13 protein-coding genes and 1 tRNA gene are annotated in these 15,258 nt (G+C 65.5%); 5 read left to right on the plus strand and 9 right to left on the minus strand.

The features are described 5' to 3' along the window. Positions 1 to 130 precede the first annotated feature (130 nt). The gene (locus P24_RS10200) at positions 131 to 1,474 is read right to left on the minus strand and encodes a sensor histidine kinase (RefSeq protein WP_040707276.1); all 1,344 of its coding nucleotides are present in this window, start codon (positions 1,472 to 1,474) and stop codon (positions 131 to 133) included. Next, positions 1,471 to 2,127: a response regulator gene (locus P24_RS10205; protein ID WP_008944637.1), complete on the minus strand. Its 657-nt coding sequence runs from the start codon at positions 2,125 to 2,127 to the stop codon at positions 1,471 to 1,473. The genes P24_RS10200 and P24_RS10205 overlap by 4 nt, the downstream gene beginning before the upstream one ends. A 129-nt stretch (positions 2,128 to 2,256) precedes the next feature. On the opposite strand from P24_RS10205, the gene P24_RS10210 reads away from it, so the two are divergent. The 4 genes from P24_RS10210 (at position 2,257) to P24_RS10225 (ending at position 5,650) form a co-directional block, all read left to right on the plus strand. After that, entirely contained in the window at positions 2,257 to 2,532 is a 276-nt protein-coding gene (locus P24_RS10210) for a PepSY domain-containing protein (RefSeq protein ID WP_008944638.1), read from the plus strand. 4 nt (positions 2,533 to 2,536) lie between these two features. Beyond that, the gene (locus tag P24_RS10215; RefSeq protein WP_008944639.1) at positions 2,537 to 3,100 is read left to right on the plus strand and encodes a cytochrome b/b6 domain-containing protein; all 564 of its coding nucleotides are present in this window, start codon (positions 2,537 to 2,539) and stop codon (positions 3,098 to 3,100) included. 88 nt (positions 3,101 to 3,188) lie between these two features. Next, positions 3,189 to 4,898 carry a phosphoethanolamine transferase gene (locus tag P24_RS10220; protein ID WP_008944640.1) on the plus strand — a complete coding sequence of 570 codons (1,710 nt, stop codon included), beginning with the start codon at positions 3,189 to 3,191 and terminating at the stop codon, positions 4,896 to 4,898. Then, complete coding sequence (locus tag P24_RS10225) at positions 4,895 to 5,650, plus strand: phosphatase PAP2 family protein (protein ID WP_008944641.1); 756 nt, start codon at positions 4,895 to 4,897, stop codon at positions 5,648 to 5,650. The genes P24_RS10220 and P24_RS10225 overlap by 4 nt, the downstream gene beginning before the upstream one ends. A 199-nt stretch (positions 5,651 to 5,849) precedes the next feature. On the opposite strand, the gene P24_RS10230 is transcribed toward P24_RS10225, so the two are convergent. The 5 genes from P24_RS10230 to P24_RS10250 form a co-directional block, all read right to left on the minus strand. Further along, a tRNA-Glu gene (locus tag P24_RS10230) sits at positions 5,850 to 5,925 on the minus strand. 115 nt (positions 5,926 to 6,040) lie between these two features. Next, complete coding sequence (recJ, locus tag P24_RS10235; protein ID WP_008944642.1) at positions 6,041 to 7,843, minus strand: single-stranded-DNA-specific exonuclease RecJ; 1,803 nt, start codon at positions 7,841 to 7,843, stop codon at positions 6,041 to 6,043. A gap of 5 nt (positions 7,844 to 7,848) precedes the next feature. Continuing rightward, positions 7,849 to 8,811 (minus strand): class II fructose-bisphosphatase, encoded by a 963-nt coding sequence (gene glpX, locus P24_RS10240; RefSeq protein WP_008944643.1) that lies wholly within the window; start codon positions 8,809 to 8,811, stop codon positions 7,849 to 7,851. Between the two features lie 68 nt (positions 8,812 to 8,879). After that, positions 8,880 to 10,172: a homoserine dehydrogenase gene (locus P24_RS10245; protein ID WP_008944644.1), complete on the minus strand. Its 1,293-nt coding sequence runs from the start codon at positions 10,170 to 10,172 to the stop codon at positions 8,880 to 8,882. Between the two features lie 171 nt (positions 10,173 to 10,343). Further along, complete coding sequence (locus tag P24_RS10250; protein WP_008944645.1) at positions 10,344 to 11,546, minus strand: OmpA family protein; 1,203 nt, start codon at positions 11,544 to 11,546, stop codon at positions 10,344 to 10,346. A gap of 349 nt (positions 11,547 to 11,895) precedes the next feature. Between P24_RS10250 and P24_RS10255 the strand changes: the two genes are divergently transcribed. Continuing rightward, entirely contained in the window at positions 11,896 to 13,638 is a 1,743-nt protein-coding gene (locus tag P24_RS10255) for a PHA/PHB synthase family protein (protein ID WP_008944646.1), read from the plus strand. Positions 13,639 to 13,644: 6 nt separating this feature from the next. Here P24_RS10255 and P24_RS10260 read toward each other — a convergent pair whose 3' ends face one another. Beyond that, entirely contained in the window at positions 13,645 to 14,172 is a 528-nt protein-coding gene (locus tag P24_RS10260; protein WP_051013125.1) for a gamma carbonic anhydrase family protein, read from the minus strand. 16 nt (positions 14,173 to 14,188) lie between these two features. Beyond that, positions 14,189 to 15,241: an N-acetyl-gamma-glutamyl-phosphate reductase gene (argC, locus tag P24_RS10265; protein ID WP_008944648.1), complete on the minus strand. Its 1,053-nt coding sequence runs from the start codon at positions 15,239 to 15,241 to the stop codon at positions 14,189 to 14,191. Between the last annotated feature and the right edge of the window lie 17 nt (positions 15,242 to 15,258).

Genomic DNA, 15,258 nt, shown 5'->3' on the forward strand with positions numbered 1-15,258 from the left:
ACGCAATCGCGCTACGGCAAGGCCAATAGCACTTCGCGCTAGCCGCTATAGCGCAAACTTCTAGGGGTGTGGGGTCAATACCCGGCCGAGGAACGTCCCGATCGGCACCATCTTCGGGATCGTCCGGCATTCACGCGGAAAGTCTTATCCTTGCCTCGAAGCCGCCGTCCTGTCCCGGCACCGGCGACCGCAGTTCCAGCCGTCCACCGGTCTGGCGCAGGATTGTGTCGGCGATGGCGAGGCCAAGGCCGGAACCGTCCGGCCCTTTCCCGGCGCGGCTGCCGCGTACGAAGCGCTGCGTCAGCCGGGAGAGTATCTCTGGCGGGATGGCGGCACAGTCATTGCGCACGCTGATCGTCCGATCATCCGGCATGGCGATCTCGACGGGCGTATCGGGATCGCCATAGGCCAGCGCATTCTCGACCAGATTGCGCACCACGATGCTGAAGGCGTCGATGTCCATGCGGGCGCGCAGCGATGCGCCCTCGGTGATCGTCAGGGAAAGTCGTCGCGCCGCCCCTGGCTGCGCTGCCAGTTCCTCGATCACCAGCCGCAACACCGGCAGCAGGTCGTTCTCGGTTTCCGAAAGGCCAATGCCGGCTTCCGCGCGCGACAGGTGCAGCAGCTTTTCCACCAGCGCGCCCAACCGGTGCAGCGTCGCCTCGATCCGGCCTCCACGCGCCTGTGCCTCCTCCTGGGTGAGGCCGCTTTCCAGCTCCGCCAGCAGACGCTGGGTCTGCGCCAGCGCCGTCGCCACCGGCGTGCGCAGCTCATGCGCGCTGGTCGCGGCGAAGACACGCTCTGCCTCCAGCGCCGCCCGCAGCCGGTGCAGCAGCCGGTTCACCGCCTGCACGGTGCCGCCGATCTCCTCCGGCCAGCCGGTATCCTCGATGGGATTCAGATTGCCGCCATCGCGCGCACCGATCGCGCCCTGCAGCCGCCGCATCGGCGCAAGTCCCTGCCTGACCGACCACAGGATGATGAGGATGCTGACCGGCACCAGCCCGGCCAGCGGCAGCAACAGGGCGCCGGCGCTTTCCATCAGGGCTTCCTGCCGGTGGCCAAGCGGTTCCGCGACCTGCAGGAAATAGCCACCCGAAGCGATGGTATAGACGCGGTGATAATTCGTTTCCGAAAATCCGAGATCGAGCGCCTGGGTATAGGGTTCTGCCGGCGCGTCATGGGACCGCAGCAGCACGGCGCCGTCGCGGCCGCGCAGCTGGAAGGTCAGGTACTCGTCGTCATCATCCTGCTCGCCCAGCAGGCCCGGGGGCGTTGCTTTCCCTACCAGGGCGCCGGTCGCCAGCGGCAGCAGCCATTGCGCGGTTTCCTCCAGCGCGCTGTCGAACACTTCGTCGATTTCCTCGTGCATGACCAGGACGGAAAAGGCCGCCCCCAACAGCCAGAGCAGCACGATGCCCCCGGTCAGCAGGAGGGTGAGGCGGCGCGAGATGCTGCCAGGGCGGGCCATCATGCCTCCAGCCTATAGCCAAGGCCGCGCATGGTGCGGATCGCCTCCCGTCCCAGCTTCTTGCGCAGCCGGCTGACATAGACCTCCACCGCGTTGGACTCGATTTCGGCGCCGAAGGCATAGAGCGCATCCTCTATCCGCCCCTTCGAGACCAGCGCGCCCGGCCGCCGCATCAGCAGTTCCAGTACCGCCCACTCCCGTGCCGTCAGTTCCGCTACGACGCCCGCGACCGTCACGCGGTGCGCGCTCTGGTCTATTTCCATATCCCCCAGCCGCAGAACCGGGTTTGGGTCGCCGGCATAGCGCCGGCTGACCGCCATGATGCGTGCTGACAGTTCCTCCAGGTCGAAGGGCTTCACCAGATAATCGTCGGCGCCGGCGTTCAGCCCCTCGATTCGGTCGGAGATACGGTCGCGCGCCGTCAGCACGATCACCGGCACCTTGTCGCCCAGGCCACGGAGGTCGCGCAGCAGGGCAAGCCCGCTGCCATCCGGCAAGGCCAGATCCAGCAGGATGAGCTGGTAGGCAACAGTCTGCGCGGCATGCTCCGCATCCGCCAGTGTCGTCATCCAGTCCACCGCATGGCCGGCTCTTGCCACATGCTCCTGCACGGCCTCCCCCAGACCCGGCTCGTCTTCCACCAGCAAGATACGCATCGGCCCTCCGCTACAGCTACGCAGGATGCATAGCCCGGGCGGCTGACGCCAGTCTGAACGGCCTTCAGCTTGCTGTCAGGAAGTCCTGTCAGGGTTGCCATTATCCTCACCCGTTACAGGAGAACCGACATGCGTATCCGACTGACCGCTCTCGCCGCCGCCCTGCTGATCGGCACCGCCGCCCTGCCGGCCCTGGCCAGCGACAAGTGCAACGTGCCGAAAGGCGAGTGGCAGGCCGCACAGGAACTGCAGGCGAAGCTGGAGGCCCAGGGCTGGAAGATCCAGCGCCTGAAGACCGATGATGGCTGCTACGAAGTCTATGCGACCGACGCCAACGGCAAGAAGATCGAGGCCTATTTCAACCCGAAGACGCTGGAGATGATCCAGTCGAAGATGAAGGACTGAGCCTATGCAGCCCGCTCTGGAGCCTATCCGGCAGCCAGGTGTGAAGGTCTGGGACCGCTTCGTGCGCCTGTTCCACTGGACGCTGGCCGGCAGCATCGCCGTCGCCTGGCTGTCGGCGGAGGAATGGGACGCCCTGCATGAGTGGACCGGCTACCTGATCGGCGGGCTGCTGTTGCTCCGGCTGGTCTGGGGCCTGATCGGCAGCCGCTATGCGCGGTTCTCGCAATTCCTGAGGCCTCCGGCGGCGATCCTTGCCTATGGGCGGGCCATCCTGACAGGCCGGGAGCGGCGGTATCTGGGCCACAATCCCGCAGGTGCGGCGATGATCCTGGCGCTCATCGCCGTCATCGCCGGCACTGCCCTGACCGGCTGGATGGGAACGCTCGACCGCTTCTGGGGTGTCGAATGGGTTGAGGAAGTGCATGAGAGCCTCGCCACCCTCATCCTGATCCTGGTGCCCCTGCATCTGGCCGGCATCGTCCTGGCCAGCCTGCGACACCATGAAAATCTGGTGCGCGCAATGATCTCCGGACGCAAGCGCGCGCCATCGGGAACGGACGTCGCCTGATTCCCCTCTCTCAGGCGCGTTCAGCTTCCCGTCAGCTTTCGGGCGTATCGGTTGTTCATCCAGCCTCCCCCCTGCGTATGGACCGCCGATGCGCCCGAAGCTGCCTTTCCCTTCCCTGGCGTTCCCTTTTCTGGCCCGCCCTTCCCTGCATCCGCTGACGCTCGTCCTGCTGTTCGCGGTCTTTCTGCTGGCCGTCCATAATCACCGGCTGTGGCAGGAGATCGGCCAGGTCTGGAGCGGCCGATCCCTGCATGATTTGCTGTTCCTCGGGTCGCTGGGGCTGTTCTTCCTGGTGCTGCTGTCCCTGCCGTTGCAGCTGGTCGCCTTTCCGCGCCTGCTGAAGCCGGTCCTGGCCGGTCTCGTGCTGATCGCCGCCGGCATTTCCTACTTCATGGATGGCTATGGCGTGCTGGTCGAGAAGACGATGATCGTGAACATCGTCGAGACTGACATGCGCGAGGCTGGCGACCTGCTGTCCTGGCAGCTGGCCTGGCACATGCTGCTGACCGGCGTGCTGCCGGCGGCCCTCATCCTGTGGGTGCGTCTCACGCGGCACGGCTGGAAGCGCGAGGCGCTGCTGCGGGCCGGCGCGCTGGCGGGCTCGCTGGCCGCTATCGGGCTGATCGCCCTCTTCTTCTTTCAGGATTATGCGTCGCTGGCGCGCAACAACCGGCAGATCCGGCACATGGTGAACCCGGTGACCGCGCTCTATTCCGCGACCGTCTATGCGCTGGGCACCGACCGACATGCGCCTGGCGGCCCGCCCGCGCCGATCGCCCGGCTGGTCTCGCTGGGCAATGGCTGGCAGGCACCGGAACGCAAGCCCCTGCTGTTCGTCTTCGTGCTGGGCGAGACAGCGCGCGCCGCCAATTTCTCGCTGAACGGCTATGCACGGATGACCAATCCGGAGCTGGCCACACTGCCGGTGGTCAGTTTTACCGAGGTGGCCTCCTGCGGCACCTCTACGGCCGAATCCGTGCCCTGCATCTTCTCGCCGCTGGGCCGGGCGGACTATTCGCCCGCCAAGGCCAAGGCATCGGAGAACCTGCTCGACCTTGTGCAGAAGGCCGGCCTCGACGTCGTCTGGCTGGAGAATAATTCCGGCTGCAAGGGAGTGTGCGCCCGCGTGCCGACCGAGACCCTCGCCATCCGTCAGGAGTCCGACAAGGCCTACTGCGATACGGAAGGCTGCATGGACATGCTGCTGGTCGAACGGCTGCGCGGCATTGCCGCCAGTCTCGAACGCGATACGGTCGTGGTGCTGCACCAGATGGGCAGCCATGGCCCCGCCTATTACCGGCGCTATACAGACGCGTTCCGGCGCTTCACGCCGACCTGCGACACCAGCCAGTTCCAGGACTGCGAAACCAAGGCGATTACGAACAGCTACGACAACAGCATCCTGTACACGGACCATGTGCTGGCCGAGGCGATCCGCGCGCTGAACAACGTCTCGGACCGGATCGACACTGCGTTGCTCTATGTCTCCGATCATGGCGAATCGCTGGGCGAAGGCGGCACCTTCCTGCACGGCCTGCCCTACGCCATCGCGCCGGAGGTGCAGAAGCATGTACCGATGATCTGGTGGAATTCCGGCGGCTTCCAGCACCGCACGCGGCTAGCGCAGGGCTGCCTGGCGGCGTCGCGGGACCGGCCGCTCAGCCATGACAATATCTTCCATACGGTGTTGGGCCTGCTGGATATAGATACCGACGTCTATAAGCGCCCGCTGGACGCCCTTGCTGAGTGCCGCCTGCCTGACACTTTTATCGCCCAACAGGCCGGGGTACCGCGATGAGTCTGGTGCCTGGCTGGCGGATTGCGCGCGGTTCTGGCTGGGAAATACAGCTACTGCTCGGCCTGCTGCTGATCCTGATCGCGGTGCCGGTCTGGCACCGGCTCGATCTGGCGCTGGCCGAACTGTTCCATGACAGTACGGCGAATGACTGGCTGATGCCGAAAGAAGGCGGGCTGGCACACGCCGTTCTTTATACTGGTGCCCGGCGCCTGCTCGGTATCGGTGGCGGCATTGCGGCGCTGCTGCTGGCCTGGTCAGGCTGGCGCCGGGGCTGGAGCGAAAATCACAGCCGCATCGCGCTGGCGATCCTGGTTCTGGCGCTGACTACGCTCACCGCCAACCTGCTGAAACAGGTCACCGGGGTATCCTGTCCCGCACAGGATATGCTGCTCGGCGGCAACCGGTTCGGAGTGACGATCTGGGACCGGCTCTATGCGCTGGCACCGTTCGAGCCGAACCTGCGCTGCTGGCCGGCCGGCCATGCTGCAGGCGGTTTTGGCCTGTTCGGCCTTACCCTGCTTGCAGGCGCCTCCGGCTGGGTAGCCCCCCTGCCGCGCTGGCTGTTCTATGCACCCGGCATGGCGACGGGCTGGACCATGGGCTTTTATCAAATGGCGCGCGGCCAGCATTTTCTGACCCACACGCTGGCCTCCATGTTGATCGGCCTGCTGATAGCCACCTGCGCCTGCCGGCTATACGAGTCGCAACGAGAAAAATCGCTCTCAGCGGCAAAAGCCGAAGCCGCGAGCTAACCGCGAAGTCCTAGAAAGATCACCAAACTCAAAGGGAATAAAGGCAATATTCCGATGCGTTCCCGGTGGCACCTTAAAAGGTTTCGAGAACACACACTCAACGCGCAAAAAAATGACTGCCCGTGAGTTCCCACACGAGTTCCCACAGCGGTTCTCGCACGAGCCGTTAAGTTATTGAAATATATAAAATAAAAGGTGATGGCGTCCCCAAGGGGATTCGAACCCCTGTCGCCGCCGTGAAAGGGCGGTGTCCTAGGCCTCTAGACGATGGGGACGTCGAGACGCTGTGCGCGGAGGAACATACTGGCTCGGGGCGGAAAATCAAGAACGAAAGGCGAAATTCCGTGGTTAAATTCCGCCCGCCGGTTTCCGGCTTCTTTCGGCCCCGGATTACCGCGCCTTTGCCGCGTCATCGATCAGCAGCTGCACCTTCTCATTGCCCTGCCAGCGGTCGATGCGGAGATGCCCGGCCACATGCAGCGGCATGGAGCCGGCCTTCAGCAGCGCCTCGCCCAGCCCGCTGTCCAGAGCCCGGAAGGCGATGGCCTTCAGTCGCCGGCCATCGGCATCGCCCAGCTGGCAGCGCACATGGTTCTCCCCCACCACATCGGCGCCCAGGATGCGTGCTGCCGGGAAGGCGAAGCGCGGTTCCGGATTGCCGACGCCGAACGGCCCGACACGCCCCAGCGTTTCCAGCAGCTCTATTGTCGCCCCGCCGGGCCTGAGCGCGCCATCGATGGACAGGACGGGCGTCGCCTCGCCGCCTTCCAGCCAGGCGGCGGCGCGCTCGGTCAGGAAATCCCGGAAAGCGGAGAGCTTGTCGCGCTCCAGCGTGAAGCCGGCAGCCATCGCATGGCCGCCACCATTCACCAGCAGGCCGGCCTGATGCGCGGCAATCACCGCCGGCCCGAGCGCGAAGCCGGCGATCGAGCGGCCGGACCCCTTGCCGATGCCCTTGTCGTCGAAGGCGATGACCAGCGCCGGGCGATGGAAGCGTTCCTTCAGCCGGCCGGCGACGATGCCGATGACGCCAGAATGCCAGCCCTCGCCCGCCGCCACCAGCAGCGGCCCGTCGGCATGGTGTTCGACCTGGGCCAGCGCCTCGTCCTGTACCCGCTGCTCGATCAGCTTTCGCTCGGTGTTGAAGCGGTCCAGCTCGGCGGCCAGTGCGGCGGCTTCTGCCGCATCCTCGGTGGAGAGCAGCCTTGTGCCGAGATCGGCGCGTCCGACGCGCCCGCCGGCATTCACGCGCGGCCCCAGCAGGAAGCCCAGATGATAGGTGCCCGCCGGCTCGTCGATCTTGGCGACATCGCACAACGCGCGCAGGCCGGTATTGTTGCGCCAGCCCAGCACCTTCAGCCCCTGCGCCACCAGCGCCCGATTCAGGCCGGTCAGCGGCACCACATCGCAGACCGTGCCCAGGGCGACCAGATCCAGCCATTGCAGCAGGTCGGGTTCGGGCCGCGTGCGGTACCAGCCCTCCTCCCGCAGCTTGCGGTTCAGCGCCACCACCAGCAGGAAGGCGACGCCGACGGCGGCCAGCTGGCGGTGTGGACTGTCCTCGTCCAGCCGGTTGGGATTGACCACGGCAACAGCGCGCGGCAGTGAGGGCTCTGCCACGTGATGATCGACCACGATCATGTCGAGGCCGGCCTCGGTGGCCGCTTCCAGCGGGGCGAAGGCGGTGATGCCGCAATCGACAGTGATGCAGACGGCGGCCCCTTCCCGCTTCAGCGCCAGCAGTGCCGGGGCGTTCGGCCCATAGCCCTCGGCCATGCGGTCGGGAATATAGACGCGCGGCTTGCCGCCGATGGCGGTCAGGAACCGGTGCAGCAGCGCCGTGGAGGTCGCGCCATCGACATCGTAATCGCCGAAGATGGCGATCTTCTCGCCACGCAGGATGGCGGCGGCCAGCCGGTCGGCCGCCTTCGCCATATCCTTCAGCTCATAGGGTTCGGTCAGGCTGGCCCGCAGGGTCGGGTTCAGGAACCCTTCTGCGTCATCCAGCCCGACACCGCGTGCTGCCAGCACCTGGCCCAGTATTTCGGGCAGGCCCAGCCGCTGCGACAGAGCAAGTCCTGCCCTTTCGGCTTCCAGCTGTGCCGATGTATCACCCGCCACCTGCCCTCGGGTCGTCCAGCGTCGCCCGGTCAGCGAGCGCTCGACATCGAGGAAGGCGGCGCGGGCGGTCATCCCGGTCAGTCGCCGTCGTAGCCGCTCTTGCGGGAGAAGTCGTGCCGGGCATCGATGAAGCGCACCGTGCCGGTCTTCGAGCGCATGACCATGGAATGGGTGCTGCCGCCGTTCCGGGTGCGGCGCACGCCGCGCAGCAGCGTGCCATCGGTGACGCCGGTCGCGGCGAACATCACGTCGCCGCTGGCGAGGTCGAGCATGGAGTATTTGCGGTTCAGGTCGGTGATGCCGGCCTTGGCAGCGCGTCCCTTCTCGTCATCGTTGCGGAACACAAGCCGGCCCTGCATCTGGCCGCCGATACAGCGCAGCGCGGCAGCCGCCAGCACGCCCTCGGGCGAGCCGCCCTGACCCATATAGATATCGATGCCGCTGTCGGACTGCGAGGTCGCCATGACGCCGGACACGTCGCCATCGGAGATCAGCACGATGCGGGCACCGGCCTCACGCACCTTGGCAATCAGTTCCTGATGGCGCGGGCGGTCCAGGATGCAGGCGACCAGATCGGCGACATCGACCTTCTTCGCCTTGGCCAGGTTCTTCAGATTCTCCGCCGGGCTGTTGTCGAGATCGACCACGCCCTCAGGCAGCCCGCCGCCGACCGCTATCTTGTCCATATAGACGTCCGGCGCGTGCAGGAAGCCGCCCTTCTCCGCCATGGCGATAACCGCCATCGCGTTGGTGCCGCCCTTGGCGGTGATGGTCGTGCCTTCCAGCGGGTCGAGCGCGATATCGATGGCCGGGCCGCCAAGGCCCACCTTCTCCCCGATATAGAGCATCGGCGCCTCGTCGCGCTCGCCCTCGCCGATCACCACCGTGCCGTCGATGGACAGGCCGTTCAGCGCCTGCCGCATGGCCGTAACTGCGGCCTGGTCGGCAGCCTTTTCGTCACCGCGCCCCATCAGGCGGGATGCGGCCAGCGCGGCGGCCTCGGTCACGCGGACAACCTCAAGCGCGAGGTTCCGATCCATGGCTGCACCGTCATTCATTGTCTTAGGCTCCTTGGGCTTTCTTCTTGTTGCTATTCGCTAAACGAAAATCAGAGCGCTTCGATGCGGATGAGGCGCGGCGGCTCCACCACGCTGCCAAGCGCGGCAATCCGCTGGATAGCCCGCATCATACCCGCTTCCTCGGTCTCGTGGGTGGTAATCACCACCGGCACCGGTCCGGACGGGTCGCGCGCCTGCTGCAGCACCGATTCCATCGATACCGCATTATCGCGGAAGGCGGCGGCCACATCGGCGATCACGCCAGGCTGGTCCTTCACCATCAGGCGGATGTAATAGGCGCCGTAATGCCGGCCCATCGGCGCCGTCTCGCCCGGCGCCAGGCGGGAGGGCGGCAAACCCAGGACTGGCGCGTGGTGGCCGCGCGCGATATCCAGGATATCGGCGACGACGGCGGAGGCAGTCGGCCCCTCGCCGGCCCCGCGCCCGGTCAGCAGCACGTTGCCGACCGGTTCCGCCTCTACGAAGACGGCGTTGAACACGCCCTCGACATGGGCGATGGGGGCGGCCAGCGGCACCATGCAAGGATGCACCCGCTGTTCGATGCCGTGATCCGTCACGCCGGCAATGCCCAGCAGCTTGATGCGGTAGCCGAGCTGTTCGGCGAAGGCGAGATCCAGCGCCGAGACATGGCGGATGCCCTCGACATGGATGCCCGCAAAATCCAGTTCCCGCCCGAACGCCACGCTGGAGAGGATGGCCAGCTTGTGCGCGGCGTCGATACCATCCACGTCGAAGCTGGGATCGGCCTCGGCATAGCCCAGCTTCTGCGCGTCGGCCAGCACGTCGGCGAATTCCCGGCCGGTCTCGCGCATGGTGGTCAGGATATAGTTGCAGGTGCCGTTCAGGATGCCGTGCACGCGCTTCACGCGGTTGGCGGCGAGACCTTCGCGCAGGGCCTTGATGACCGGGATTCCGCCCGCCACCGCCGCCTCATAGGCTAGCGGCACGCCAGCGGTTTCGGCAGCTTTGGCGAGTACGGTGCCGTGCAGCGCCAGCAGCGCCTTGTTCGCCGTGACGACCGGCTTGCCAGCGGCGATGGCAGCCTCGATCAGCTCGCGCGCCACGCCGTCCGAACCGCCGATCAGCTCGACCACGACATCGACATCGGGATCGCCGGCGAGTGCGCGGGCGTCGTCATGCCAGCGGCAGGCCGACAGATCGACACCGCGATCCTTCGCCTTGTCACGTGCGGCAACAGCGGTGACCCGGATGGTGCGGCCGCAACGTGCGGCGAGCAGGTCGGCCTGGTCGCGCAGCAGCTTCGCGACACCGCCGCCAACCGTGCCGAGGCCGGCAATACCAATACGCAGATCACCGCTCATGCCAGCCTCGTTATGTCATGGTGCGGCGCGACAGCCGGCGCCGTAAGCGATGGAATGGACATGAAACCCCAGATGGCGAATATGGAACGGTAAAGAACGGCCAGTCGATGATGGCGCCCTATTTAGCGCCGGACGCGGCAAAAGTCGATTACCGAAGGTAAGGCGAAGCGGTCAGTAATCGACGAAGATTTCCACCCGGCGATTCCCCGCCTCGCCCGCTGGCATGACCTCGTAATAGATCGGCTGGCTGTCGCCGACGCCGACGACCTCCATCGACTTTGCCGGCACGCCAAGGCGCCGCAGTTCCTGAGCCACCGCTTCGGCGCGGCTCACGGAAACCTGGAAATTGGCAAGCTGATGCTGCAGCGGGCGCATGTCTGTGGTCCGGCTGCTGGCATGGCCGACAATACGCAGCGTGCCGCCGGTCTTGCGATGCTCGGCCGCGACCTTGCGCAGGCTGTCGCTCTCCGACGGGTCGAGCGTGGTCGAGCCATGGCCGAACAGGATGGTCGCCGCGAGATAGGAGATGCCGGCCTTGCCCGTGGGTGCCGGGGCAGCGAGTTCGGTTGCCGCCGGCTGTGCCTCGGTGCTGCGCGTGGCCACAGGTGCTGCGGAACGGGCGAACTGTTCGCGATACACCTCGGCCGCTGTCGGTGCCGCCGGCGCCGACGCCGTTGGCGCCTGGGCCGTCTCGGTCCTGGTGACAGGCGCTTCCAGCCGTGCTTCCGGCTGCGGGGTCGTGGCGCGGGGCTGCTCAGCAACCTGTCCGGAGGATTGCCCGGAAGACTGCTGGGGCGTGCTGTCGGTGCTCCTGGCGGCGGCCCGCTCGGCCAGCACTTCCTGGCGGCGGCGTTCCATCATCGCCGCACCGGCGGAGACCGTTTCCGACGATTCGGCACGCGGCGCGATACGGGCGGCCGGCGGGGCGGATGGTGCTGCCGCCGCAGGAGCAGGTTCGGCAGCCGCGGGAGCAGCCGCAGGTGCCGTTGGCGCCGGAGCGACAGCCGGCGGGGCCGGTGGCCTGGCCTCGGTCCGGGCGGTTGACGTCGTCGAGGTGGAGACCTGGCCGCTGCCGGTCGTCACCGCGTTGGAGGGTTGCTGGTCGGTGTAGCGGGCCTGCTCGCGGTCAGCAACGAGCCCCTGCTGTGCCGCGCGGCGTTCGCTGGGCGTGCTGATATCGGTCGGACGCGCGGGAACCGAGGCGAGGTTCGGATATGAGGAGTCGCTGGCGGTCTGCTCCTTGGCCGCCTGATCCTTTGCCGGGGCAGCATCGTCCTCGAACAGGCCGGTAGCACCCTTGTACCATTCCACCGGATTGACCGCATCCGGGACCGAGGAACATCCGGCAAGCAGAATAAGGCCGGCCGTTGCCATCAATCCGATCTTCGCTCCGCGTCCCTGCCTGCGTTGCCGCCGCATCTGCATCCCCCGGTCAGTGCAATTTTTCTATTGGATTAACGGCTTATATCACATCCGGCAAGCATGGCGGAGCCTCAAGACCATATCGCACATACGAACGCACGAATCTTGCCACGAATTCCCTTAACCTCGCCACGATCAGGATAATATAATAGAATTACAAAGACTGAGGCCATCGGGCGCGGCGTAATAAATATATAAAATAAATGCTATAAACTACAATAGAACTGCATTGGTGCAAGAGATGAACGACAAATCGGACACGACGACAAAAGTCCCGGATCCAGTACAGCTCTCCCAATCCATGAGCAGTATCGCCGAGCGCAGCCAGAAGCTGATCGCGGCCTATCTGGAAAAGCAGGCGGCCTCGAACGGGCAAGCCGGCTCCGCCGATCCACTGAATATCGGCCAGGCCTTCCTGGAAATGACCGCGAAGATGATGGGCGATCCGACGCGGCTGATGCAGTCGCAGCTGGCCCTCTGGCAGGATTACATGCAGCTCTGGCAGAATGCCAGCAAGCGCTTCCTGGGCGAGGAGGAAGTGCCGCCTATGGTCGCGCCCGACACGGGCGACCGCCGCTTCAAGGACCCGGCCTGGGAAGAGAATTACGTCTTCGACTTCATCAAGCAGTCCTACCTGCTGACCGCGCGCTGGATGCAGTCCACGGTTCATGAGGTCGAGGGGCTGGATGCGAAGACCGCGCAGAAGGTCGATTTCTATACACGCCAGTTCGTCGATGCGATGGCGCCCTCCAACTTCGTGATGACCAATCCGGAGGTGCTGCGCGCGACCGTCGAGAGCGGCGGCGAGAATCTGGTGAAGGGCCTGGAGAACCTGCTGTCCGACCTGGAACGCGGCAAGGGCAAGCTGGCGATCAAGATGACCGACATGGATGCCTTCAAGGTTGGCGAGAACATCGCCACGGCGCCCGGCAAGGTCGTCTTCCAGAATGACCTGATGCAGCTGCTGCAATTCAGCCCGACAACCGAGGAAGTGCACCGCCGGCCGCTGCTGATCGTGCCGCCCTGGATCAACAAATATTACATCCTGGATCTGCGCGAGAAGAATTCCTTCATCCGCTGGGCGGTGTCGCAGGGGCTGACGGTGTTCGTCATCTCCTGGGTCAATCCGGACGAGGATATGGCGCAGAAAAGCTTCGAGGATTACATGCTCGAAGGGCCGCTGGCCGCCCTCGGCGCCATCGAGAAGGCAACCGGCGAGAAGGAGGTGAACGCCATCGGCTACTGCATCGGCGGTACGCTGATGGCCGCTACCCTCGCCTACATGACCGCGAAGAAGGATGAGCGCATCAAGTCGATCACCTACTTCACGACCATGGTGGATTTCGCCGAGGCCGGGGAGCTGTCCGTCTTCATCGATGAGGAACAGCTGCACACGCTGGAATCGATGATGGACGAAAAGGGCTATCTCGACGGTTCGGCCATGGCGACGACCTTCAACATGCTGCGCGCGAATGACCTGATCTGGTCCTTCGTCGTGAACAATTACCTGCTGGGCAAGGAGCCCTTCCCCTTCGACCTGCTGTACTGGAATTCGGATTCCACGCGGCTGCCGGCGAAGATGCACAGCTTCTACCTGCGCAAATGCTATCAGGAGAACAAGCTGGTGGAGCCGGGCGGCGTGAAGCTGGGTGGGGTGAAGATCGACCTGCGCACGGTGAAGACCCCGACCTACATCCTGTCGGCCAAGGATGACCATATTGCGCCGTGGAAATCGACTTATGCGGCAACCCAGCTCTATGAGGGGCCGGTGAAGTTCGTGCTGTCCGGCTCCGGCCACATCGCCGGTGTGGTGAACCCGCCGGCCGCGCAGAAATATTGCTACTGGACCAACAGCCGCAAGCCGAAGAGCCCGGACAAGTGGCTGGAAAGCGCCACCCAGCATCCGGGGTCCTGGTGGACAGACTGGGCCGACTGGGTTGGCAAGCAGGGCGGCGGCAAGGTTCCCGCCCGCGTGCCCGGCGACGGCAAGCTGAAGGCAATCGAGGACGCGCCGGGTTCCTACGTGAAGGTCACGCTGAAATAGTACGTCCTACTCGCCGTAGGAGGCGTGGTGCGCCTTGGCTGTTTCGGCATAGCGCCGCGCCGAATCGGCGATTTCCGCAATATCCGCCTCGGTGAGGTCACGTAAATAGCGCGCCGGCCGCCCGGCCCAGAGCTGGCCGGTGGGAATGCGCTTGCCGGGGGTGAGCAGCGCGCCGGCGGCCAGCATGGCATTGCTCTCGATCACGCTGCCATCCATTGCGCAGGCCTGCATGCCGACGAAGCTGCGGTCATGCAGCGTGCAGGCGTGCAGGATCGCGGTATGGCCGACCGTCACCTCGTCGCCGACGAAACAACCCAGCCCCCGGCCCTGAACATGCACGACCGTGCCGTCCTGGATGTTGGTGCGTTTGCCGACGCGGATGACCTGAATGTCGCCGCGTAGCGTACAGGAGAACCAGATGCTCGATTCCGCCCCGATCTCGACATCGCCGATGATCGCCGCGTTCGGGGCGATGAAGGCGGACGGGTCGATCGTCGGGGTGACGCCCTTATAGGGCAGGATCAGGGCGGACATCGGCATCATTTCTCCGTTACGGGAACATCGGCGGCTGCATCAGCGCCGTGGTTTCCGGCAAGCCAGCCATAACGTTCATGTTCTGCACCGCCTGGCCGGACGCGCCCTTCACCAGATTGTCGATGGCGGAGACGATGATCGCCCGCCCCTTGATCCGGTCAGCGACGACGCCGATCAGCGTGTGGTTGGAGCCACGCACATGCCGGGTCGCCGGCACCTGTCCCATCGGCAGCGCCCGCACAAAGGGCTCGCCCTGATAGCGACTGGCAATGGCCTCGCGCAGGTCGGCGGGCGATGCACCGCCAGCCAGCTTCACATAGGTGGTGGAGAGGATGCCGCGGCTCATCGGCATCAGGTGCGGCGTGAAGTTCACGAGGATCGGCCGGCCGGCGGCCTTGGTCAGCCCCTGCTCGATCTCCGGCGCGTGCCGGTGCTTGGCAACGCTGTAGGCATGGATGCCCTCGGTCACCTCGGTGAAGAGCGAGCCTTCCTTCGCGGCCCGGCCGGCGCCCGACACGCCCGACTTGGCGTCAATCACGATATCGTCGGCATCGATCAGGTCGGCCTCGACCAGCGGCACCAGCGGCAGCTGGGCGGCTGTCGGGTAGCAGCCGGGGTTCGCCACCAGCCGGGCCTTGGCGACCGCATCGCGGGCCAGCTCGGTGATGCCGTACACGGCTTCCTTCTGCAGGTCCGGCGCCAGATGCGCATGGCCGTACCATTCAGCATAGGTATCGACGTCATGCAGCCGGAAGTCGGCCGACAGATCCACGACCTTCAAATGCGTCGGCAGGGCGGCAATGACTTCCTGCGTGGTGCCGTGCGGCAGCGCGCAGAATACCAGGTCGCACTGGCTGTAATCGGCATCCTCGATCTTGGTCAGCACCGGCAGGTCGAGATAGGCCAGATGCGGGAACACCTCGCCCAGCGGCTTGCCGGCGGCGCGGTCGCCGGTCAGCAGGGTGATTCGGGTGGAAGGATGCTGCGCCAGCAGGCGGATCAGTTCGGCCCCGGTGTAGCCGCTGGCTCCCAGAATGCCGACCCGGATGTGGTTCGACGATGCCGTCATCTTACTCTCCTTCCCTA

Source organism: Oceanibaculum indicum P24 (assembly GCF_000299935.1).
Taxonomy (GTDB): Bacteria; Pseudomonadota; Alphaproteobacteria; order Oceanibaculales; family Oceanibaculaceae; genus Oceanibaculum; species Oceanibaculum indicum.

Coding starts and splice junctions, on each gene's coding strand:
- glpX (WP_008944643.1), bottom strand. CDS start 8,811: ATGGATCGGAACCTCGCGCTTGAGGTTGTCCGCGTGACCGAGGCCGCC.
- P24_RS10255 (WP_008944646.1), top strand. CDS start 11,896: ATGAGCAGTATCGCCGAGCGCAGCCAGAAGCTGATCGCGGCCTATCTG.
- P24_RS10245 (WP_008944644.1), bottom strand. CDS start 10,172: ATGAGCGGTGATCTGCGTATTGGTATTGCCGGCCTCGGCACGGTTGGC.
- recJ (WP_008944642.1), bottom strand. CDS start 7,843: ATGACCGCCCGCGCCGCCTTCCTCGATGTCGAGCGCTCGCTGACCGGG.
- P24_RS10220 (WP_008944640.1), top strand. CDS start 3,189: ATGCGCCCGAAGCTGCCTTTCCCTTCCCTGGCGTTCCCTTTTCTGGCC.
- P24_RS10210 (WP_008944638.1), top strand. CDS start 2,257: ATGCGTATCCGACTGACCGCTCTCGCCGCCGCCCTGCTGATCGGCACC.
- P24_RS10200 (WP_040707276.1), bottom strand. CDS start 1,474: ATGATGGCCCGCCCTGGCAGCATCTCGCGCCGCCTCACCCTCCTGCTG.
- argC (WP_008944648.1), bottom strand. CDS start 15,241: ATGACGGCATCGTCGAACCACATCCGGGTCGGCATTCTGGGAGCCAGC.
- P24_RS10250 (WP_008944645.1), bottom strand. CDS start 11,546: ATGGCAACGGCCGGCCTTATTCTGCTTGCCGGATGTTCCTCGGTCCCG.
- P24_RS10225 (WP_008944641.1), top strand. CDS start 4,895: ATGAGTCTGGTGCCTGGCTGGCGGATTGCGCGCGGTTCTGGCTGGGAA.
- P24_RS10205 (WP_008944637.1), bottom strand. CDS start 2,127: ATGCGTATCTTGCTGGTGGAAGACGAGCCGGGTCTGGGGGAGGCCGTG.
- P24_RS10215 (WP_008944639.1), top strand. CDS start 2,537: ATGCAGCCCGCTCTGGAGCCTATCCGGCAGCCAGGTGTGAAGGTCTGG.
- P24_RS10260 (WP_051013125.1), bottom strand. CDS start 14,172: ATGTCCGCCCTGATCCTGCCCTATAAGGGCGTCACCCCGACGATCGAC.